Here is a 20,490-nt window from a genome sequence, read left to right as displayed (position 1 = left end):
ACGACGCTAGGTCGACGGTGCGCCCGCGTCTTGGACGGAATTTACTGTTTGCGCGCGCAACTCGGTCGGTGTGATGTCGGCGAGTCCACGTACTTCGCGGGCCAGATGAGCCTGGTCGAAGTAGCCGCACGCGGTTGCCGCTCCGGCCCAATCGGCCGCGGGATTCGCCGTGAGCAGATCCGTCAGTCGCTCGAAGCGCACGATGCGCGCAACCAGCTTCGGCGCCAGTCCCACCGCATCGCGGTAGCGCGCGATCAGGCGTCGATGGCTCCAGCCCAGTTCACCGGCGAGATGTCCGATCGTCGTCGCGCCGCCGCTGGCCGTGATGCGGCGCAGTGACCACGCCACGCCCGGATCGACCGGTGAAGCCTCGGCGAGCCGGGCCCGGAGCGCGCTGTCTACCAGGGCGAATCTGGTCGGCCAATCGGACGTCTCACCGACCCGCTGCACCAGGTCGCGGCCGAACCGGCCGAGCACGTCATCGATCGGCACTGACTGATTGGCCAGCTCGCTCATCGGTATCCCGATCAATTGTCGGGCGCCCAGCGGTGTCAGGTCGACCTGCAGGCAGCGCGCTGTTCCGCCATGACCCACCAGAACCGGTCCGTCGGTGACGCCGGCCACGAAGGACCCCAGGTTCAGGGGCGCTGCGTGCTGACGATGCGAAACCGACCAGCCGGTCTCGAGGTCGATGATGATCGGCACGACCGTGGTGGGCAGTTCACGGAACTGGATCGGTCCGGCGGCCCGTTCCTCGTATCCCTCATAGCGCACGGCCACGCCACGCAGCGACGCGTGGGGGCTGGCGCTGGCGAAGGTGGCGCTCACCCCTTCAACGCTAGTCCTCGGTCCACCAGCGGCGTGCGGTAGGAATGGTGAGTGCCAGAACCCACCGTCCTGCTGTTATCAACGTCCGACACGGACTTGATCACGGCCCGTTCGAGCGGCGCCGGCTATCGGTGGGCCAACCCGTCGCGGTTGGTCGACGGCGAGCTCGAGGAGCTGGTCGACGGCGCCGACGTGGCGGTCGTCCGGATTCTCGGCGGCTACCGCGCGTGGCAGGAGGGCATCGACGCGGTGACGGGCAGCGGTGTGCCGACCGTCGTCGTCAGCGGTGAGCAGGCGCCCGACGCGGAACTGATGGGCCAGTCGACGACGCCTGCGGGGGTGGCCCTGCAGGCGCACGTCTATTTGGCCCAGGGCGGGGTGGCGAACCTGCGGCAGCTGCACGCGTTCCTGTCCGACACGCTGCTGATGACCGGTTTCGGCTTCGCCGAGCCGGCAGCGACGCCGACCTGGGGTCACCTCGAGCGGACGTCGACGAACGACGAGGGCCCCACCGTTGCGGTGCTCTATTACCGCGCCCAGCACCTCGCAGGCAACACGGCCTACGTCGAGGCATTGTGCGACGCGATCGAGGCCGCGGGTGGCCGTGCGCTGCCGGTGTTCTGCGCGTCGCTGCGCACCGCGGACGCCGACCTGCTCGAGCTGCTCGGCACCGCCGACGCGATGGTGACCACCGTGCTGGCCGCGGGTGGGGCCGTACCGGCGACCGTGACCGCGGGCGGAGACGACGACAACTGGAACGTTGCACACCTTGCCGCGCTGGACATTCCGATCCTGCAGGGCCTCTGCCTGACCAGCTCGCGATCGCAGTGGCACGACAACGACGACGGCATGTCGCCGCTCGATGTCGCGACTCAGGTCGCCGTGCCGGAGTTCGACGGCCGGATCATCACCGTCCCGTTCTCGTTCAAGGAGATCGACGACGAGGGCCTGATCTCCTATGTGGCCGACCCGGAACGGTGCGCGCGCGTGGCCGGACTGGCGGTTCGGCACGCGCGACTGCGGGCCGTTGCGCCGGAGCACAAGCGAGTTGCCCTGATCTTCTCGGCGTATCCGACCAAGCATGCGCGCATCGGCAACGCCGTCGGTCTCGACACCCCGGCCAGCGCCGTCACCCTGCTACGGGCCATGCGCCGGGCCGGCTACGAGGTCGGCGACGTCGCGGGACTGGACTCCGGCGACTTGGACCGAATCATCGCCTCCGGCGATGGGGACGCGCTGATCCACGCGCTGATCGAGCGCGGCGGTCAGGATCCCGACTGGCTCACCGAGGGTCAGCTGCAAGGCAATCCGATCCGGGTCTCCGCCAAGGACTACCGCGACTGGTTCGCCACGCTGCCGACCGAGCTCACCGATGGGATCGTCGAGCACTGGGGCCCGCCGCCGGGCGAGGTGTTCGTCGACCGGAGTAACGACCCCGAGGGCGAGATCGTCATCGCCGCCATGCAGGCGGGCAACCTCGTGCTGATGGTGCAGCCGCCGCGGGGATTCGGCGAGAACCCGGTGGCCATCTATCACGACCCGGATTTGCCGCCCAGTCACCACTACCTGGCTGCCTACCGCTGGATCGACCACAGCTTTGGTGCGGACGCGATCGTGCACCTGGGCAAACACGGCAACCTGGAATGGCTGCCGGGCAAGACGCTCGGCATGTCGGCGGCATGCGGCACCGACGCCGCATTGGGTGATCTGCCATTGATCTATCCGTTCCTGGTCAATGATCCGGGCGAGGGCACGCAAGCCAAGAGGCGCGCGCACGCGGTGCTCGTCGACCACCTCATCCCGCCCATGGCGCGCGCCGAAAGTTACGGCGACATCGCGCGGTTGGAGCAACTTCTCGACGAGCACGCCAACATCGCGGCGCTCGACCCAGGCAAGCTGCCCGCCATCCGCCAGCAGATCTGGACGCTGATGCGGGCGGCGAAGATGGATCACGATCTCGGTCTGGAGGACCGGCCCGACGAGGATTCGTTCGACGACATGCTGCTGCACGTGGACGGCTGGCTGTGCGAGATCAAGGACGTCCAGATCCGCGACGGCTTGCATGTGCTCGGCGAGACGCCAAGCGGCGAAGCGGAACTGGACCTGGTGCTGGCGATCTTGCGCGCACGCCAGCTGTTCGGTGGCGAGGCAACGGTGCCCGGGCTGCGGCAGGCGCTCGGACTCGCCGAGGACGGGACCGACGACCGCTCGGCCGTCGACGCCGCCGAGGCGCAAGCCCGCGAACTCGTTGCCACACTGCAGAAGTCCGGGTGGGACGCCACGGTCGTCGAGACGTTGACCGACAACGCCGATGTCGCCGCGATCCTGAATTTCGCTGCGACCGAAGTGGTGCCGCGACTGGCAGGCACCGCTGACGAGGTGCCCGCGATCCTGCGTGCGTTGGACGGTCGGTTCATCCCCGCCGGGCCGTCGGGGTCGCCGCTGCGGGGCTTGGTCAACGTCTTGCCCACGGGCCGCAACTTCTACTCCGTCGACCCGAAGGCGGTCCCCTCACGGTTGGCGTGGGAAACCGGTGTCGCCATGGCGGACTCACTGCTGGAGCGCTACCGCACCGACTACGGTCGGTGGCCGCAATCGGTGGGTCTTTCGGTATGGGGGACCTCGGCCATGCGCACCGCGGGCGACGACATCGCCGAAGTGCTTGCGCTGCTGGGTGTCCGGCCGGTGTGGGACGACGCGTCGCGACGCGTCGTGAACCTGGAGCCGATTTCTCTGGCCGAACTCGGCCGCCCGCGCATCGACGTCACGGTGCGCATCTCCGGCTTTTTCCGCGACGCCTTCCCGCACGTGGTCACCATGCTCGACGATGCGGTGCAACTTGTCGCGGCGCTCGACGAGCCGGCCGAGGACAACTATGTGCGCGCGCACGCGCAGGCCGACGTCGCCGAGCATGGAGACCAACGTCGTTCCACCACAAGAATCTTCGGATCCAAGCCGGGAACCTACGGTGCCGGCCTGCTTCAGCTGATCGACAGCCGCAAATGGCGAGACGATGCCGATCTCGCGCAGGTATATACCGCATGGGGCGGGTTTGCCTACGGCCGCGGCCTCGACGGGACGCCCGCAGCCGACGACATGAACCGCCAGTACCGCCGGATTGCGGTTGCAGCCAAGAACACCGACACCCGCGAGCACGACATCGCCGACTCCGACGACTACTTCCAGTACCACGGCGGCATGGTGGCCACGGTGCGTGCGCTCACCGGACAGTCACCGGCCGCCTATATCGGGGACAACACCCGTCCCGACGCCGTGCGAACCCGCACGCTGTCGGAGGAGACCACCCGGGTGTTCCGCGCCCGCGTGGTCAACCCGCGGTGGATGACGGCGATGCGGCGGCACGGCTACAAGGGCGCGTTCGAGATGGCCGCCACGGTCGATTATCTGTTCGGCTACGACGCGACCGCCGGTGTGATGGCCGATTGGATGTACGAGCGGCTGAGCCAGGAGTACGTGCTCGACGACGAGAATCGCAAGTTCATGGCCGAATCGAATCCGTGGGCGCTGCACGGCATGGCCGAACGCCTGCTGGAGGCCGCAGGTCGCGGCATGTGGGCGCAGCCCGAGCAGGCCACGCTCGACGGGCTTCGCCAGGTTCTGCTGGAGACGGAGGGCGACCTCGAAGGCTAAGTTGGTGTCGTGCCTGCCACCTTTGCCGACGTCGCGAAGTCCGAGTACATCCTGTTGACCACGTTCACGAAGGACGGCCGAGCCAAGCCGACCGCGATCTGGGCGGCGGCCGACGGTGACGGCCTGGTGGCCATCACGCAGGAGAAGTCCTGGAAGGTCAAGCGCATCCGCAACACCGCGCGGGTCACCATCGCCCCGTGTGACCGCAGGGGCAACCCGAAGGGCGAGGCCGTCGACGCGGTCGCCACGATCCTCGACAAGTCGGCCAACGGCGCCACCTACGACGCGATCGGCAAGCGCTATGGACTACTGGGCAAGACGTTCAACTTCTTCTCCAAACTGCGCGGCGGTATGGACAACAACGTGACCATCGAACTCAAGGCGGTGTGACATGGCCGCCACCTTCAAAGACGTCTACGGCGAGAAGTACCTACTGCTCACGACCTTCACCAAAGACGGACGGCCGAAGCCGACGCCGGTGTGGGGCGTCCCCGACGGTGACAAGCTGGTCATCATCACCGACGACGGATCGTGGAAGACCAAGCGCATCAACAACACACCGCGGGTGACGATCCAGAAGTGCGGCGTGCTGGGCAAGCCGAAGGGCGAACCGGTGGAGGCCATGGCCCGCAATCTGCCGAAGTCCGAAACCCGCCGCGTCTTCGACATGGTGACCAAACGCTACTGGTGGCATGCGTGGTGGTGGGTTCCGCAGTCGATCATCCGCGGTGGCATCGACAAGGTGCACAGTGCGATCGAGGTGACCGCCCCGTCTTAACTCGCCAGATGCTCGGCGAAGAAGGCGAACACCCGCCGGTAGGCGTCGTCGGTCGCGGCGTCGTTGTAGCCGAACCCGGTGATCCTCAGCAGTGGCTGAGCGGGCAGCTTGTTCGCGAAGCTGTGGCCCGCGTCGGGATAGGTCTTGATGTCGGCCGGAATGCCCTTCTCGTCGACGACTGACTGCAGACGCGGAGGTGCGCCCCTGCCGATCGGGTCTTTACGGCCGAAGCTCGCCACGATTGGGCAGGCGCCGTCCAGGGTGGCGGCGAGGTCGCGGGGCAGCGGTGTGCCGTAGAACGGAGCCGACGCGCCGAAACCTTTGGACGCCATGACCAAGGCGAACTGGCCGCCCATGCAGAACCCGACGATCCCGACCGACCCGGTGCACTCGGCCATGTTCTGCACGTGGTCGCGGGCGGCAAGGATGTCGTCCAGAGCCTGCCCACGCTGGGCGAGCAGATCGCGGAAGATCCCACGAATGCAGCGCACCCGGCCACCGCGTGAATAGAGGTTCGGGCTGATGGCGACGAAACCCGCCGCGGCGATGCGCGCCGAGGTCGCCTCCCTGTCGGGGGCGTAACCGATCGCATCGTGGATCACCACCACACCCGGCCAGGGTCCGTCGCCGTCAGGCACGCTGAGCAGTGCGTCAATCTGACCGCCGGGCGCATCGATCTTGACTGTCGTCACGGGTGTCAATCTACGGAACCATGACGGCCTCTTCAGACGTTGCACCCACATGGCAATGCGGCTGTTTGTCCTCTATGTGATCGTCGAACTGGCGGTCATCCTGGCGCTGGTCTCGACCATCGGGCTCGGATGGACCCTTCTCCTGGTCGCCGGCGTCTTCGCGGTCGGCATCGCCTTGGCCGGATCGCAGATCAAACGCCACATTCGCCGGCTGCGGGCCGGGTTGAACGCGGCGACCGTGCAGGGCGCGGCGACCGACAGCGTGCTGGTCGCGCTCGGGACGGTCCTGGTGTTCATCCCCGGCTTGGCCAGCTCCGTGCTGGGTGCGCTGCTGCTGCTGCCGCCCACCCGCGCGGTCGCCCGGCCCGTGGTCACGGCGATGGCGGCGCGCCGAGCCCCGCTGATCACCGTCGCCGGGGTAGCGGCCCAGCGTGCCAGACGCGGTGACTACATTGACGGCGAAGTCGTCGACGTCTCCGGCGCCGAGTCGCAGGCCTTGGAGCGACCCGACCGCCCACGCGAGGAGCACAACAGGGAGCAGTGACCACCCTTCTGCTCAACGGGCGTGTGCACAGCCCGGCCATGCCCGACGCCACTGCGATGGCGGTGCGCGACGGTGTGGTGGCCTGGCTCGGTAGCGACTCCGTCGGACGGCAACAGTTTCCGGACGCCGAGGTCGTCGACCTCGGCAACGCCTTCGTCGCGCCCGCCTTCATCGACAGCCATGTGCATCTCACCGCGACGGGATTGACGACCGATGGCCTCGACCTGCGGACGGCCACCTCGCTGCGGCACTGCCTGCAACTCATCGACGACTACGCCCGCGCGCACCCCGCCGGTCCGATCTGGGGCCACGGCTGGGACGAGTCGAACTGGCCGGAGCGCGTCGCGCCGAGCACCGACGACGTCGACGGCGTCGTCGGAGCCCGGCCGGTATACCTGAGCCGCGTGGACGTCCACTCGGCGGCAGCGTCGACGGGGTTACGTCATATGGTTGCAGATCTTGCTGCCGCACAAGGGTTTTCCCTGCAAGAGCCGTTGACCAGCGATGCGCACCACCTCGTTCGCGCGGCGGCTCGTGAGCGCTTGACTCCCGCGCAGCGCCGGTCGGCCAGGCTGGCCGCGCTCGACGCGGCGGCGGCGCACGGCATCGTGGCCGTGTGTGAATGCGGGGGCCCGGCCATCGGGGGTCTCGACGACTGGGACGAGATCCGCCGCATCGAACACGGCGTCGAGATCATCGGCTACTGGGGTGAGCAGGTCGCAAGTGCGCAGCAGGCGCGCGCGCTGATCGAGCGCACCGGCGCGCGCGGGCTGGCTGGCGACTTGTTCGTCGACGGAGCGATCGGATCACGCACGGCGTCGCTGCACGAGCCCTACCTCGACGCACCCGACTGCCGCGGCAACACCTATCTCGACGATGAGGCGATCTCCGCTCACCTGCACGCCTGTACCGAGGCGGGGATTCCGGCCGGATTTCATGTGATCGGGGACGCGGCCGTCGGGGCGGTGGTCGACGCGCTCGAGGCCGTGGTGCAGCGGTTCGGTGCGCCTGCGGTGGCCCGTTGCGGACACCGCCTCGAGCACCTCGAGATGATCACCGAGGAGCAGGCGGGCCGACTCGGACAGTGGGGCGTGTTCGCCAGCATGCAACCGAACTTCGACGCGCTCTGGGGCGGTGCGTCCGGCATGTACGCCCGGCGTCTCGGCGCCGAACGGGCCGCGGCGATGAATCCGTTCGCGCTGTTAGCATCCCATGGCGTGCCCATCGCCTTCGGCTCCGACAGCCCCGTCACCAGCATGAATCCCTGGTCGACCGTGCGCGCGGCCACCCGTCACCAGACCCCGGGCAGTGCGCTGTCGGCCCGGGCGGCGTTCGCGGCCGCCACCCGCGGGGCCTGGCGCGCCGCCGGTGTGAACGACGGCGTGACCGGCACCCTGGTGCCCGGCGCCGCCGCCTCGTACGCCGTATGGGAGGCCGACGATCTGGAAGTGAGCGCACCCGCCGACGCGGTGCAGCGCTGGTCGACGGATCGGCGCTCGCGGGTGCCCGCGCTGCCCCGGCTCGACGGCCCGCTGCCGCGCTGCAGGCAGACCGTCCACCGAGGCGCCGTCGTCTATGGCTGAGCCCGCTGGGCCGAGCAGACGCAAAACGTCTCCGACACGCCGATTTTCGGGACAGTTTCTGTCTGCTCGCGCGAAAAAAGTCGGCGCCGGAACGATCGACCGGCTGCCCAAGCTCGGGGCGGCCGTCGCCGCGGGCATGCTGCTGTGCGTCAGCTTCCCGCCGTTCGGCTGGTGGAATCTGGCGTTCCCCGCCTTCGGAGTGTTCGCGTGGGTGTTGACCCGGGAAACCACAACGGTGGCAGGGGGTTTCGGCTACGGCTTCCTCTTCGGCGCCGCGTTCTATCTTCCGTTGCTACCGTGGGTCGGCGGCTTCGTCGGCGCGGTGCCGTGGATCGGTCTGTCGCTCGTCGAAGCGCTGTATCCCGGCCTGTTCGGCGCGCTGGCGGTGGTCGTGCGTCGGCTGCCGGGCTGGCCGCTGTGGTTCGCGGGGCTGTGGGCCGCCCTGGAATGGCTGAAATCGACCGTTCCGTTCGGCGGATTCCCCTGGGGCGTGGTGGCATACAGCCAGACCGACGGGCCCCTGCTGTCGATCGCCCACCTCGGCGGAGCGCCTCTGCTGTCCTTCGCGGTGGTGTTGACGGGGTTCAGCGCGGCCGCGCTCACCTTCGAAGTCGCGCGGCGGTGGCGTCGCGAGGCCGCCGGCGTCGGACCGTCCGCGGTGGTCGTGCCCGGATTGTGCATCAGCGCCGTGCTGCTGGCGACCGCGCTGACGTGGCCTCACATCCGCCAGTCGGGGGTCGGGGCGGGCGAAGACCGGACGATCACCGTGGCGGTCGTGCAGGGCAACGTGCCGCGCCTCGGCCTGGACTTCAACGCCCAGCGCCGCGCCGTGCTCGACAACCACGTGCGCGAGACGCTGCGCCTTGCCGAAGACGTGCGGGCCGGCAGGGCGCCGCAGCCGCTTCTGGTGATCTGGCCGGAGAATTCATCGGATATCGACCCGTTGGCGAACCCGGACGCCAATGCGCAGATCTCGAGCACCGCCGCGGCCATCAATGCGCCGATCCTGGTCGGTGGCGTGGTCGCGGCGCCGGGCTACAGCAGGGACAACCCGGTGTCGACGAACTCGGTGATCGTGTGGAACCCCAGGACCGGCCCGGCCGACCGCCACGACAAGCAGATCGTGCAGCCGTTCGGCGAGTATTTACCGTGGCGGAGCTTCTTTCGGCACTTCTCGCCGTACGCCGACCGCGCCGGCTACTTCCTGCCCGGCGACGGTAGCGGGGTGGTGCGGGCCGCCGACGTGCCCGTCGGCATCACTACCTGCTGGGAGGTGATCTTCGACCGCGCCTCACGCGAATCGGTGCGCAACGGCGCCCAGCTGCTGGCCGTACCCAGCAACAACGCCACGTTCACCGAGGCCATGAGCGAGCAGCAGCTCGCCTTCGCCAAGCTGCGCGCCGTCGAACACGACCGCTACACCATCGTCGCGGGGACAACCGGAATCAGCGCGGTCATCGCCCCAGACGGCCGTGAGCGGGTCCGCACCGGGTTCTTCGAAGCCGCCTACCTCGACACCCAGGTGCGGCTGAAGACGCAGCTCACGCCGGCCACACGGTGGGGGCCACTGATCGAGGCCCTGCTCCTCGCCGTCGGTCTGGGGTCCTTGGGGGCGGCGGTATTGCACAATGGACACTTCGCGCGTCGCCGGCGGGCGGCCACGAAAGACAGAGGAGCCACATGACGACGGGCCGGGGCCCGGGGGAGCGCCCAAGCCAGCGAACGCTGGTCATCATCCCCACCTACAACGAGCGGGAGAATCTGCCGTTGATCGTCGGGCGCGTGCACGAAGCCCAGCCCGACGTGCACATCCTGGTCGTCGACGACGGCAGCCCCGACGGCACCGGCGTGCTTGCCGACGAGCTCGCCCTGGCCGACCCGGACCGGTTGCACGTCATGCACCGCACCTCCAAGGGCGGCCTCGGTGCCGCCTACCTCGCGGGGTTCGCGTGGGGACTCGGTCGTGAGTACTCAGTGCTGGTGGAGATGGACGCCGATGGCAGCCATCCGCCCGAGCAGCTGCACCGCCTGCTCGACGGCATCGACGGCGGCGCGGATCTGGTGATCGGTTCGCGGTATGTGCCGGGGGGACAGGTCCGCAACTGGCCGCGCAGGCGCATGGTGCTGTCCCGCACCGCCAACGGATACTCCCGGATCCTGCTCGGCGTCGACATCCACGACATCACCGCCGGATACCGGGCATACCGACGCGAGGTGCTCGAGAAGATCGACCTGTCGGCCGTCGATTCGAAGGGGTACTGCTTCCAGATCGACCTGACCTGGCGGTCGATCAACAACGGGTTCGTTGTCATCGAGGTGCCGATCACGTTCACCGAACGCGAGTTCGGTCAGTCCAAGATGAGCGGGTCCAACATCCGCGAAGCCCTGTTCAAGGTCGCGGAGTGGGGCATCCGCGGGCGCCTGGACCGGGCCCGCGGCGTGGTGGGCTAACCCGGCGGTAGACGCCGAGCCGCCGAGTCAGCCCCGGCGGCGGGTCTTGATGATGTCGAGGCGCTCCTTGAGCAACTCCTCGAGCTCCTCCACCGAACGACGCTCCAGCAGCATGTCCCAGTGGGTACGCGGCGGCTTGGTCTTCTTCGGCTCGGGAGCATCACCCTCGATCAGGGTGCCCTCCATACCGTTGCGGCACAGCCAGGTGTGGGGGATCTCGGCGTCGTCGGCGAACGGAACGTCGAATTCCTCGCCGTTGTCGGTGCGGTAGCGGGCGACCTGACGCGGCGCCAAGTCGTGGTTGCGGTCGGTCTCGTAGCTCACGGCTCCGAGTCGACTGCCCCTCAAGACACGATCAGCCATCGTCAACACTCCTCAATTAGCGCAATTTCGTCCGGATGGTCAACGCAGCGAACCCGCGCGGAGTTCCCGACTCGACCTTCGATGATACCGGGATTCGCAGGCACGCCGGATTACAGTCTGTCCGTGACCCGTTCCAGCGCTCTGAAGACCCGTCCGCAACCCTGCCGCTGGTGTGGCCGCGAGGTTGCCGACGCAGGGCTGGGCAGGCGCAGGCAGTACTGCAGGCAGTCCTGCAGGCAGCGGGCCTACGAGCAGCGGGCCGTGGTCAAGGGCACGTCGCTCGCTCCCGATTCGGTGGTGCTCAGCGCGGACGAGGCCGCCGAGCTCTCCGACCGCATCTACCAGGTCCGTTGCGCCGCCGAAGACGTGGCGATCGCGGTCGAGGAGGGGGCCGGGGGCGCCGAGCTGCGGGATCTGTGCCAGGCCCTGTTGCGCGCGGCCAAGGCCGCCGACGGCTGGCGATAAATCGGAACGTCACTGAACCCTCGCGGGGGCAGCCTCGTCGTTACGATGACCAGCAACGAACCGCCTGATGGGAACCCCCGTGACGCTGTCCACCCCTGAGATGACCCCCACCAGTGTGTGGCGGTTCGACGGCTTCGTCCTCGACGCGCAGCGCTACGAATTGCGCTGTGATGATGCAGTGATCCGCGTCGAGCCCCAGGTGTTCGACGTGTTGACCCAATTGGTGAGCAACCACCACCGGTTCGTGTCCAAAGAGGAGTTGTTCGATTCGGTCTGGGGTGGGCGTTTCGTCGGCGAAGCCGCGCTGACCAGTCGCATCAAAGCCGCCCGCCGCGCGCTCGGTGACAACGGCGAGTCCCAGCGCTACATCCGCACGGTCCGCGGTCGCGGATATCAGTTCGTCGGCACGCTCATCGCAGACGCGCCCGCCGTCGTGCAGCCGGAGCCGGTGGTCGAGCCTGCGGCACCGCGTCAGCACATCGCGTTCTGCCGCGCGGCCGACGGAGTACGGCTGGCCTACGCGGTGGCCGGCGACGGCCCGCCGTTGGTCCGTGCGGCCAACTGGATGACCCACCTCGGCTACGACATCGAAAGCCCGGTGTGGAAGCACTGGGTACGCGACCTGTCCCTGTCGCACAAGTTCATCCGATACGACGAGCGCGGCTGCGGCCTCTCCGACTGGGACGCAACGGACTTCACTTTCGACGATTGGGTCGCAGATCTGGAATCGGTCGTCGAAGCGCTGGGACTGGAACGCTTTCCGTTGCTCGGAGTGTCGCAGGGCGGCGCCGTCGCGGTGGCGTACGCGGCCCGCCACCCCGAGCGGGTCAGCAAGTTGGTGCTGTGCGGCGCCTACGCGCGCGGCCGCGCGGTGCGAGCGGCGAACGAAGACGAAAAGCGCGCCGCCGCATTGGATCTCGAGTTGGCCAGGGTGGGCTGGGGCCGTGACGATCCGGCATTCAGGCAGGTGTTCGCCGCTCAGTTTCTGCCAGATGGCACTCGCTCGGACTGGGCGGCGTTCGACCAACTGCAACGGCGCACCACGTCACCGGAGAACGCCGTGCGGTTCCTCGAGGAGTTCGGCCGGATCGACGTGCGCGACTTGGCTCGTTCGGTCGCCTGCCCGACGTTGATCATGCATTCCAGCGACGACCACCGGGTTCCGATGCGGTTCGGTGAGGAACTGGCGGCGCTCATTCCGGATTCGCGGCTGGTCGCGTTGGCGAGCAACAACCACTTGTTGACAGCAGCGGAACCGGCCTGGCAGGTGTTCCGGAACGAACTCGGCGCATTCCTCGCAGTGTGAGCGAGTCCGCTATTTGATCCCGACCACCATTGCGTCGGGGCCCACCAGGGGTTCGACGTAACTGCTCGTGAAACCGGCGTCGGCCATCCAGCCGCGACAGTCGGCGCCGGTGAAATCGAAACCGAGGCCTTCGATCAGCATGTTGAGACTCATCAGCAGTCCGAATGCGTTCTCGCGCCGCTCGTCGTCGATGAGCGCCTCATGCACGATGAGTGCCCCGCCTCGCGGCAGCGCCGCGTAAGCCTTGTCCAGCAAGAGGCGCTTCCCGTCCATATCCCAGTCGTGCAGGATGTGGCCCATGATGAGGACGTCGGCGCCCGGCAGAGGATCGGTGAAGAAGTCGCCGGCAGTGAAGCGCAGGCGGTCGGCGAGGCCGGCCTCGCGGACGTAGGCCTCGAAGATGGGTTGCACCGGCGGCAGGTCGAATCCGCCACCCGTGAGGTGAGGGTGGGCAGCGGCGACAGCGACCGCCACGCCTCCCTGCGCGCAACCGATATCGATCACGCTGCCGTGTTGCGCCCAGGGGAATTTGGTGGCGATGGCATCACCCGAGGCGCGGCTGAGCCCACTCATTGCCCGCGTGAACTCCGCGAGCCTGCCCGGGTCGGCGTAAAGCGTCTCGAAGAAATTGCCGCCTGTCTTTATCTCACTCTGCGGCTCCCCAGTCCGCAGGGCTTCGGTCAGCGACCCCCAGAACCCGTACAGGCGTGCGTTCAACATCTCCAGGAGCCCGCCCATGTACGAGGGCTTCGCCGGGTCGAGGAACAGCCCTGTCTCGGCCGTGTTGGAGTACAGGCCGTCGTGACGCTCGAGCATGCCCAGCGCGACGAGGGCATCGAAGAAATCCCGTGCGCCACGTGCGTGCAGTCCAAGGCGTTCGCGGAGGTCCTCGGCAGCCAGCGGCCCGGCTTCGACGAGGACTCCGAACAACCGCAATTCGATTGCACTCAGGAGGGTCTTCGAGCCCCAGAACGCCGTACCCAGCCTCATGATCGCGTCCGGCGTCGGAATGTTTGATTGCTCAACAGCCGGTGCGGTGACTGAACTGTCCACGATCACCCCCAGGAAGACGCGGCTTACCAGCAGAGCGTATCCGCGCAGAAGTCGGCCCATCGGGCTTCGAATCATTTGCTGACGGATCTCCACGTAATCTCCAGAGAATCTTCATGTGCGGCGCCGCGCAGCCATCCATGCTGATCACATGAAGAAGCTCACCCGCACACTCCTCGTGGGAGTCAGCGCGCTGGTCGCGTTGGGCACCCTGTCCGCGTGCTCCGGCGGATCCTCTCCCGAGGCCACGTCCTCATCCGAGCCAGGCACCACAACTGCCACCGCGTCGGCGTTCCCGCAGTCGGCACGATTCGTCGCCGACATGAAGGCGGCCGACGGCAAGACAATGACCATCGGAATCTCGGTCGACGGAACCAAAGTCGCGGCATACGCGTGCAACGGCACGAACGACGAGGCCTGGTTCTTCGGAGACCAGGCCGACGGCAAGATCGATCTGAAGTCGAGGTTCCGCGACACTCTGAGCGCCGAATTCAACGGCACAGACGTCGCCGGCGACCTCACCATGGACGGCGTCGCCTACGAGTTCACCGCGGCACCGGCTACCGGCCAAGCCGGCATGTACACCGCCGAATCGGACGGTGTGCGTGCGTCGTGGGTGGTCCGCCAGGACGGCTCGGCGATCGGCGTCCAGTTCAGCGCCAGCAGTGTCGGTGACATCACACAAGCCGAAATTCAGCAGCTCGAAGATGCCGCGTTCCGCAGCCAGGTGCGCAACAGGCGTCTGATCCAGCAGGCCGACCAGATCACCCGCCTGTCCAACGGCGCCATGAGTTCGAAGATCAACGGCAGAGACGTCACGCCGACGTTGGTCACGGGAAGCTTCCGGCTCGGCTGACGCCGAATACCTTTGTCGCTCAACGGCCCCTGCGGGCGTGCTCGGTCACACCTGCAGGGGCTGATCCGACGCTGGCCGCGCAGCAGACCGCGACGCTGCAGCGGTGCTCGGAGGCCCGCGGGTCGCGCTACCTCGTCAGCGACACGTACCTCACCTGGGGTGAACTGCCGGGCGGCGGGTCGCCGAAGCCCGGAAAGGGGTCGCTGGACCGCGGCCGTCAGCAGCTGAACATCTCGCCGATCTGCGGCGGCGCCGCTACGGGCTGCAGGCAACCGAACGGTTCGATGCCCGCATCGCTGTACCGCACCGCCGTCTGGCGGGCGTAGTTGGCGCAGAACAGGCCGACCGTGTCGACGCGGCAGCGGTAGTCGCCGAAGGCCAGCACCTGACCGTAGGGCAGTTCGGGCCCGGTGCCCGCAGTGAACGGCCCGGGATCACCGTGCACGGAACCGACGGCCACGTTGGCCCCGTCGTAATCAACCCAACCGCCCTTCCACTCCCCGTACGCGTCCTCGGGGCGCGGCGGCGGGTCGACCAGGTCGACCAGGCAGGCCAGCACGCCAGGGCTGTTCGTGGCATCGGTCATGCAGTCCGTCTTGCCTGCCGGGGTGGTGAAGGCGACGTCCTCGCCGAGTTGTGTGGCCACACCGTCGCGGGTCGCGACGTGATACTGGGCGGCGTCGGCCGCATCACCCGCCTCGATCCAGGCGATGACGTCTCCGACGGCTGCCCCCGGCGCGGGCGGCGCAGTGGGCTCTGCCGAGGTCGTCGTGGTGGGGGGAGTGGTGGTCACCGAGGGTGCAGGCGGTATCGGTTCAATGCGTTCTGCCTGCTCGTCGCGCCCTGACGAACACCCCGCTACCAGCACCGACGCGATCAGCACCAAAGCCATTCGCATACGGGCCAGGCTAGCGGGCCGACACTCCGATACCGGCCAGGCGCGGCCGTGGGGCGACATTCGCTAACGTCGGGTGATGCACGAACACACCGTCCGCGCGACCATCGCCTCCGGCACGATCGAAGGCTTTACCCGCGACGGGGTCCACCGATGGCGGGCCGTTCCCTACGCGCGCCCGCCGGTGGGCAAGTTGCGACTGCGCGCTCCCGAGCCGGTGGAGCCGTGGCGGGGCGTGCGCTACTGCCACGGCATCGGGTACTGCTCGCCCCAGCAGCGGATGTACACGATGCTCGGACCCGGCAAGTACCAGCCGATGAGCGAGGACTGTCTGACGCTCAACGTCGTCGCTCCGAAGCGGCCGCGCGAGGAGAAGCTGCCCGTCATGGTTTTCATCCACGGCGGCGGCTACTTCATGGGCAGTTCGGCCACCCCGATCTACGACGGTGCGGCGCTGGCCCGTAAAGGGTGCGTGTACGTCTCGGTGAACTACCGGCTCGGCGCGCTGGGCTGCCTCGACCTGTCGTCGCTGTCGCGCGGCGACATCACCTTCGACGACAACCTCTACCTACGCGACCTGGTGATGGCGCTGCGCTGGGTCCGGGAAAACATCGAGGTCTTCGGCGGGGACCCGGCCAAGGTGACGATCTTCGGTGAGAGTGCCGGCGCGCATGCCGTCGCCACACTGCTCGCAGTGCCGGCGGCCGAGGGACTCTTCGCGCAGGCCATCTCGGAGAGTCCGGCCGCCGGAATGGTTCGCTCACCCGAGATCGCCTCCGAATACGCCACCAGGTTCGCCGCCCTCCTCGGTGCAGACGAGGACGACGGTGCGCGCGCCGTGATGGCGGCCCGGCCCGACGAACTCGTTCAGGCGTTCGGCCGGCTGCTCGTGGCGGGGCAGCGGGAGATGATCGGCGCGTTCGCGGCGGGACCCACCCACTCCACCGACTACCTGCCGCTGGATCCGGTCGTGGCGATGCGCGAGGGCACGGCGCACCGCGTGCCGCTGATCGTCGGCACCAACGCCGAGGAAGCCAGGCTCTTCGGACGGTTCCTGAAGCTGCTGCCGATGAGCGAGCCGATGATCGAGCGCTTGCTGTCGGCGGCGCAACCGGAGGAACGGGAACGGCTTACCGCCGCCTATCCCGGTTACCCCAACCCGGCGGCCTGCATCCAGTTCGGCGGAGACTTCGCGTTCGGGTCGGCGGCGTGGCAGATCGCCGAGGCGCACAGCAGGCACGCGCCGACGTACCTGTACCGCTACGACTACGCGCCGCGGACGTTGCGCTGGTCGGGTCTGGGCGCCACGCACGCGACCGAACTGTTCGCCGTCTTCGACACCTATCGCACGACATTCGGGCGTCTGCTCACCGCCGCCGCTGACCGCCGCTCGGCGCTGCGGGTGAGCGACGACGTGCAGTCGCGCTGGCGGGAGTTCTCCCGTACCGGCGTGCCCGGTGAGAACTGGCCGGCGTACACCAGCGCCGAAAGGGCGGTGCGGGTCTTCGACAGCAGGCCCCGCATCGAATACGACCCGCACGCCGACCGTCGCCAGGCCTGGGAGGGCTTCTCGCTCGCCGCGCCTTGAGCCGCTTTGGAATACGTGATCGGCTGCGCCTGCACTTGCGATGTGGTTTGTTGATCGCGTGGCGCATCCCCTGGACTCTCTCAGCGGTGACATCACGCGTTCGAAGGATTGGCCGGTGATGCCGGTCGACGGGGTGTCGTTCTGGCTCAAGCCGTTCAGCTTCTTCGACCGCAATCCGGGGCTGGACGCGGTGGCCACCCCACCCGACAAGTGTCATACGGAGACGACGAGTGCCCACCACTGAGATCATCGAGCGGCCTTCGGATCTGAGCGCGGACTGGCTCGGATCGGCGATCGGAGCGCCGGTCGCCGACTTCACGTTCGAGCGCATCGGCACCGGTCAGATGAGCGAGTGCTATCGGGTCGCGCTGTCGTACGCCGACGGGGGCGCCGGTCCCGCGTCGGTGGTCCTCAAGGTGGCGGCCACCGATGCAGCCAGCAGGCAGACCGGACTGGCGCTGGGGCTTTACGAACGCGAGGTGCGCTTCTACACCGACGTCGCGCCAGACCTCGGTGGCCCGGTGGCGCCGTGTTACCAGGCCGGCTTCGACGAGACAACCGGCGCATTCCACTTACTGCTGGGCGATGCGACTCCTGCCGTCGTCGGTGACGAAATCCGGGGCGCCACAACCGAACAGGCGCTGCTCGCGTTGGCTGAGCTGGGGCGGCTGCATGGCCCTCTGCTCGGCAACGCAGCGATGGCCAGTGCCGCGTGGCTGAACCGCGAATCCCCCATGAACCAGGCGCTGATCGGTCAACTCTGGGCAGGGTTCTCCGATCGGTACGGCGCCCGCATTCGCGCAGAGCATCGTGCGGTGTGCGAACAGTTGGTGGCCTCCTTCGACGCCTACCTCGCCGCCGAAGGTGGGCCAGACCGCGTGCACGGTCTGGTTCACGGCGACTACCGACTGGACAACATGTTGTTCGGCCAGGCGGGCGCCGACCGACCGCTGACCGTGGTCGACTGGCAGACAGTCACCTGGGGCCCCGCGGTGACCGACGTCGCCTACTTCCTCGGGTGCGCGTTGGCCGACGAGACGCGTCGCGAGCACTACGACGCGCTGCTCGGCGCCTACCACGACGCGCTCGGCCGAGACGCGACGCTGACCCTCGATGACGTCCGTGACGGCGTGCGCAGGCAGAGTTTCTTCGGCGTGATGATGGCGATCGTCTCGTCGATGCTCGTCGAGCGGACCGAACGCGGCGACGCCATGTTCATGGTGATGCTCGAGCGCCACTGCCAGCATGTGCTCGACACCGATGCCTTGCGCACGCTGCCGGAACCCGTTCTGCCCGAACCGCTCACGCCGAGCGTCGACGACGAGGGCGAGCACCAGGCCGGCGACGAGCCGTTGTGGAACGAGAGCTGGTACTTCGACTTCGTCGACCCGTCCCAGGACGTCGGCGGGTGGATACGGCTCGGCCGGTATCCCAATCAGGAGAACTCGTGGATCCACGGTCTGGTGTGCGGCCCGAACATGCCCACCTACGCGCTCGCCGACGTGCACGGCACCGGTGCGATCGAACTGACGATGGATGCCACCGACCCGTTGCGCACCTTCCGGGTGGTGATGCGCGGACAGGGCGAGGCGTACGACGACCCGGCGGCGCTGCTGGACAACGGATCCGGCCGGGCCGTCGACATCGCGATGGATCTGGTGTGGACGACCGCCGGAACGCCGTATCTGTACCGCATCACGCCGCGCTACGAGATCCCGTGCACGGTGTCGGGCACCGTCACCGTCGACGGCCGCGAGTTCGTCGTGCGCGCCGTCGCGGGCCAACGCGATCACTCGTGGGGTGTGCGCGACTGGTGGGCGATGGACTGGGTGTGGAGTGCGCTACATCTCGACGACGGCACCCACGTGCACGGAGTCGACATCCGCATCCCGGGCGCGCCGCCGTTCGGGATCGGCTACCTGCAGCATCCAGCCGCACCGCTGGTCGAACTGCAGACGGTGACGGACCGGGCGACGTTCGCGGACAACGGATTACCGGTGCAGACCACACTGACCCTGACGCCCGGTGACGTCACAGCGAACATCGAGGTGCGCGGCCACGCGCCGGTGTTGCTGACGTCGCCCGACGGGCGGATCAGTCACTTCCCGCGGGCCTGGGTCGTCGTCGACACCGCCGACGGACGCAGCGGCGTCGGCTGGGTGGAGTGGAACCGCAACCAGCCCTAGTCAGCGCGGGGCGTACATGATGATCCCGACGCCGACGAGACTGATCAGCGCGCCCACGACGTCCCAGCGGTCCGGCCGGAATCCGTCGGCTATCATTCCCCACACCAAGGACCCCGCGATGAACACGCCGCCGTATGCGGCCAGTACCCGGCCGAAGTGCGGGTCGGGCTGAAACGCCGCGACGAATCCGTAGGCGCCGAGCGCGATCACACCCGCCCCTATCCACAGCCAACCCCGATGTTCGCGCAATCCCTGCCACACCAGCCACGCGCCGCCGATCTCGAGGAGCGCCGCGAGGAAGAACAAGGCGATCGACTTCAGCATCATCACGACTCTCGCGAAGGGGGCTAGGGGAGGTGCGCGCTGGAGTCGTCGAGGTCGTCGCGGCTCAGGCCCATCGGCGTCGCGGCCGGGATGTCGCCGCCGGCAACCACCTTCCGGGTGATCGGCGTGAGGGCTTGGAACAGTGCCTCCACCTCACGATCGTCGAGGACGTCGAGTGTCGGAAGAGCCAGCCTGTCGGTGGTGTCCTCGACACGTTGCTTGAGGTCGCGGCCGGCCTCGGTGAGTTCGCCGTCGCGGTCGAGCAGGCCGCGGCTGGCCAGGCGGTCCTGGTAGCGAGACCATTGCTGCTCGTCGTAGTCGCGGCTGCGCATGATCATCTCCTTCGGCACGCGGCCGGCGGCCGCGTGCAGGACGTTGCACTCGCGACCGGAGATGCCGAGCGACGACAGCACCGCGACGTGGCCATCGCCGCGCTGCTCACGCAGCAGGGTGGCCGCATGCCACAGCTTGGCCAGCGGGTCGTCGGGCCAGTCCAGCGCCGCGTTGGCCGCGAACAGCGGTCGGCCATCCATCGACGCGGCACGTGCCGCCTTGGCCGCCAGGTCGGCCGCCGTGCGCACATCGTCTCCGTCGTCGACGCCGTAGCGGCGCAGCGCCGCGACGGCCGATTCCGCCCGCGCGCGCAGCGCATCGGCCGGTGAGGCGATGTCCCACACGGCGGGCAGGGCCTTCGCGACGCGTTCCGGGGAGAAGTTGTAGAACAGCGCCGTAACGACGTGCGGCGGGACCACACCCAGCGGCGCCGAACGAGCCGCGAAGTAGCCCATCCAGAATCCCTTGAAGCCAAGGCCGTCGAGCGCCGCGCGCGCCTCTGGTGCAAAGTAGGTGACGGCGTGCACCGGTTCGAGACGATCGAAGAAGCGACGCGCCAGCATGTGTTGTCTGCCCACTTTGGCAGTTAACCATTGC

19 protein-coding genes and 1 pseudogene are annotated in these 20,490 nt (G+C 68.2%); 13 read left to right on the top strand and 7 right to left on the bottom strand.

Annotated features, from left to right (window positions below):
• Window positions 1-6: 6 nt before the first annotated feature.
• Window positions 7-828 (bottom strand): helix-turn-helix domain-containing protein, encoded by an 822-nt coding sequence (locus tag N4S67_RS16700; RefSeq protein WP_260994134.1) that lies wholly within the window; start codon window positions 826-828, stop codon window positions 7-9.
• Between the two features lie 51 nt (window positions 829-879).
• On the opposite strand from N4S67_RS16700, the gene cobN reads away from it, so the two are divergent.
• Genes cobN through N4S67_RS16685 form a run of 3 tightly spaced genes read left to right on the top strand, consistent with a single transcriptional unit; the run spans window position 880 to window position 5,257 of the window.
• On the top strand, window positions 880-4,479 hold the full coding sequence (gene cobN, locus N4S67_RS16695; protein ID WP_260994133.1) for a cobaltochelatase subunit CobN: 3,600 nt from the start codon (window positions 880-882) through the stop codon (window positions 4,477-4,479).
• 9 nt (window positions 4,480-4,488) lie between these two features.
• Window positions 4,489-4,869: a PPOX class F420-dependent oxidoreductase gene (locus N4S67_RS16690; RefSeq protein WP_260994132.1), complete on the top strand. Its 381-nt coding sequence runs from the start codon at window positions 4,489-4,491 to the stop codon at window positions 4,867-4,869.
• 1 nt (window position 4,870) lies between these two features.
• Window positions 4,871-5,257 (top strand): PPOX class F420-dependent oxidoreductase, encoded by a 387-nt coding sequence (locus N4S67_RS16685; protein WP_260994131.1) that lies wholly within the window; start codon window positions 4,871-4,873, stop codon window positions 5,255-5,257.
• Here N4S67_RS16685 and N4S67_RS16680 read toward each other — a convergent pair.
• Entirely contained in the window at window positions 5,254-5,949 is a 696-nt protein-coding gene (locus N4S67_RS16680) for a dienelactone hydrolase family protein (protein ID WP_260994130.1), read from the bottom strand. The two genes, N4S67_RS16685 and N4S67_RS16680, sit on opposite strands and share 4 nt — an antisense overlap.
• Window positions 5,950-5,998: 49 nt before the next feature.
• Here N4S67_RS16680 and N4S67_RS16675 point away from each other — a divergent pair, with 49 nt between their 5' ends.
• From N4S67_RS16675 to N4S67_RS16660, 4 genes are read left to right on the top strand one after another with little or no spacing between them, the layout of a single operon-like run.
• A complete protein-coding gene (locus N4S67_RS16675; RefSeq protein ID WP_260994129.1) occupies window positions 5,999-6,493 on the top strand; it encodes an FxsA family protein in 495 nt (164 codons plus the stop codon).
• Window positions 6,490-8,076, top strand: coding sequence for an amidohydrolase (locus N4S67_RS16670; protein WP_260994128.1), 1,587 nt, complete (start codon window positions 6,490-6,492; stop codon window positions 8,074-8,076). Before N4S67_RS16675 ends, N4S67_RS16670 begins: the two co-directional genes overlap by 4 nt.
• Window positions 8,069-9,760, top strand: coding sequence for an apolipoprotein N-acyltransferase (gene lnt, locus N4S67_RS16665; RefSeq protein ID WP_390893400.1), 1,692 nt, complete (start codon window positions 8,069-8,071; stop codon window positions 9,758-9,760). The genes N4S67_RS16670 and lnt overlap by 8 nt, the downstream gene beginning before the upstream one ends.
• On the top strand, window positions 9,757-10,527 hold the full coding sequence (locus tag N4S67_RS16660) for a polyprenol monophosphomannose synthase (protein WP_260994127.1): 771 nt from the start codon (window positions 9,757-9,759) through the stop codon (window positions 10,525-10,527). The genes lnt and N4S67_RS16660 overlap by 4 nt, the downstream gene beginning before the upstream one ends.
• 27 nt (window positions 10,528-10,554) lie before the next feature.
• Here N4S67_RS16660 and N4S67_RS16655 read toward each other — a convergent pair whose 3' ends face one another.
• Window positions 10,555-10,890: an RNA polymerase-binding protein RbpA gene (locus tag N4S67_RS16655; RefSeq protein WP_260994126.1), complete on the bottom strand. Its 336-nt coding sequence runs from the start codon at window positions 10,888-10,890 to the stop codon at window positions 10,555-10,557.
• A gap of 123 nt (window positions 10,891-11,013) precedes the next feature.
• On the opposite strand from N4S67_RS16655, the gene N4S67_RS16650 reads away from it, so the two are divergent.
• Window positions 11,014-11,355: a hypothetical protein gene (locus N4S67_RS16650; protein ID WP_390893399.1), complete on the top strand. Its 342-nt coding sequence runs from the start codon at window positions 11,014-11,016 to the stop codon at window positions 11,353-11,355.
• A gap of 67 nt (window positions 11,356-11,422) precedes the next feature.
• Window positions 11,423-12,661 carry an alpha/beta fold hydrolase gene (locus N4S67_RS16645; RefSeq protein WP_260994124.1) on the top strand — a complete coding sequence of 413 codons (1,239 nt, stop codon included), beginning with the start codon at window positions 11,423-11,425 and terminating at the stop codon, window positions 12,659-12,661.
• A gap of 9 nt (window positions 12,662-12,670) precedes the next feature.
• On the opposite strand, the gene N4S67_RS16640 is transcribed toward N4S67_RS16645, so the two are convergent.
• Window positions 12,671-13,774: a methyltransferase gene (locus N4S67_RS16640; RefSeq protein ID WP_449288836.1), complete on the bottom strand. Its 1,104-nt coding sequence runs from the start codon at window positions 13,772-13,774 to the stop codon at window positions 12,671-12,673.
• Window positions 13,775-13,862: 88 nt separating this feature from the next.
• On the opposite strand from N4S67_RS16640, the gene N4S67_RS16635 reads away from it, so the two are divergent.
• Window positions 13,863-14,567 carry a hypothetical protein gene (locus N4S67_RS16635; protein ID WP_260994123.1) on the top strand — a complete coding sequence of 235 codons (705 nt, stop codon included), beginning with the start codon at window positions 13,863-13,865 and terminating at the stop codon, window positions 14,565-14,567.
• Window positions 14,568-14,784: 217 nt separating this feature from the next.
• Here N4S67_RS16635 and N4S67_RS16630 read toward each other — a convergent pair whose 3' ends face one another.
• On the bottom strand, window positions 14,785-15,465 hold the full coding sequence (locus N4S67_RS16630; protein ID WP_260994122.1) for a hypothetical protein: 681 nt from the start codon (window positions 15,463-15,465) through the stop codon (window positions 14,785-14,787).
• A gap of 76 nt (window positions 15,466-15,541) precedes the next feature.
• Here N4S67_RS16630 and N4S67_RS16625 point away from each other — a divergent pair, with 76 nt between their 5' ends.
• The 3 genes and pseudogenes from N4S67_RS16625 (at window position 15,542) to N4S67_RS16615 (ending at window position 19,236) form a co-directional block, all read left to right on the top strand.
• The gene (locus tag N4S67_RS16625) at window positions 15,542-17,050 is read left to right on the top strand and encodes a carboxylesterase/lipase family protein (RefSeq protein WP_260994121.1); all 1,509 of its coding nucleotides are present in this window, start codon (window positions 15,542-15,544) and stop codon (window positions 17,048-17,050) included.
• 91 nt (window positions 17,051-17,141) lie between these two features.
• Window positions 17,142-17,294 (top strand): annotated as a pseudogene (locus N4S67_RS16620) (copper amine oxidase); the annotation flags it as partial.
• Window positions 17,281-19,236 (top strand): ecdysteroid 22-kinase family protein, encoded by a 1,956-nt coding sequence (locus N4S67_RS16615; RefSeq protein ID WP_260994120.1) that lies wholly within the window; start codon window positions 17,281-17,283, stop codon window positions 19,234-19,236. The pseudogene N4S67_RS16620 and the gene N4S67_RS16615, both read left to right, overlap by 14 nt.
• Here N4S67_RS16615 and N4S67_RS16610 read toward each other — a convergent pair whose 3' ends face one another.
• Window positions 19,237-19,563 (bottom strand): YnfA family protein, encoded by a 327-nt coding sequence (locus tag N4S67_RS16610; RefSeq protein ID WP_260994691.1) that lies wholly within the window; start codon window positions 19,561-19,563, stop codon window positions 19,237-19,239.
• A gap of 20 nt (window positions 19,564-19,583) precedes the next feature.
• Window positions 19,584-20,471: an SCO6745 family protein gene (locus N4S67_RS16605; RefSeq protein ID WP_260994119.1), complete on the bottom strand. Its 888-nt coding sequence runs from the start codon at window positions 20,469-20,471 to the stop codon at window positions 19,584-19,586.
• Between the last annotated feature and the right edge of the window lie 19 nt (window positions 20,472-20,490).

The sequence above is a fragment of the Mycobacterium deserti genome, assembly GCF_025345615.1.
In the GTDB taxonomy this organism is placed as follows: Bacteria; Actinomycetota; Actinomycetes; order Mycobacteriales; family Mycobacteriaceae; genus Mycobacterium; species Mycobacterium deserti.
The sequence above is the reverse complement of the archived record's forward strand: the minus strand, read 5'-3'. Positions and strand labels throughout refer to the sequence as shown.

What these genes read in the sequence shown, in the direction of transcription:
- lnt (WP_390893400.1), top strand. Translation starts at nt 8,069, where the DNA reads ATGGCTGAGCCCGCTGGGCCGAGCAGACGCAAAACGTCTCCGACACGC.
- N4S67_RS16685 (WP_260994131.1), top strand. Translation starts at nt 4,871, where the DNA reads ATGGCCGCCACCTTCAAAGACGTCTACGGCGAGAAGTACCTACTGCTC.
- N4S67_RS16645 (WP_260994124.1), top strand. Translation starts at nt 11,423, where the DNA reads ATGGGAACCCCCGTGACGCTGTCCACCCCTGAGATGACCCCCACCAGT.
- N4S67_RS16635 (WP_260994123.1), top strand. Translation starts at nt 13,863, where the DNA reads ATGAAGAAGCTCACCCGCACACTCCTCGTGGGAGTCAGCGCGCTGGTC.
- N4S67_RS16660 (WP_260994127.1), top strand. Translation starts at nt 9,757, where the DNA reads ATGACGACGGGCCGGGGCCCGGGGGAGCGCCCAAGCCAGCGAACGCTG.
- N4S67_RS16610 (WP_260994691.1), bottom strand. Translation starts at nt 19,563, where the DNA reads ATGATGCTGAAGTCGATCGCCTTGTTCTTCCTCGCGGCGCTCCTCGAG.
- N4S67_RS16625 (WP_260994121.1), top strand. Translation starts at nt 15,542, where the DNA reads ATGCACGAACACACCGTCCGCGCGACCATCGCCTCCGGCACGATCGAA.
- N4S67_RS16640 (WP_449288836.1), bottom strand. Translation starts at nt 13,774, where the DNA reads ATGGGCCGACTTCTGCGCGGATACGCTCTGCTGGTAAGCCGCGTCTTC.
- N4S67_RS16630 (WP_260994122.1), bottom strand. Translation starts at nt 15,465, where the DNA reads ATGCGAATGGCTTTGGTGCTGATCGCGTCGGTGCTGGTAGCGGGGTGT.
- N4S67_RS16655 (WP_260994126.1), bottom strand. Translation starts at nt 10,890, where the DNA reads ATGGCTGATCGTGTCTTGAGGGGCAGTCGACTCGGAGCCGTGAGCTAC.
- N4S67_RS16675 (WP_260994129.1), top strand. Translation starts at nt 5,999, where the DNA reads ATGGCAATGCGGCTGTTTGTCCTCTATGTGATCGTCGAACTGGCGGTC.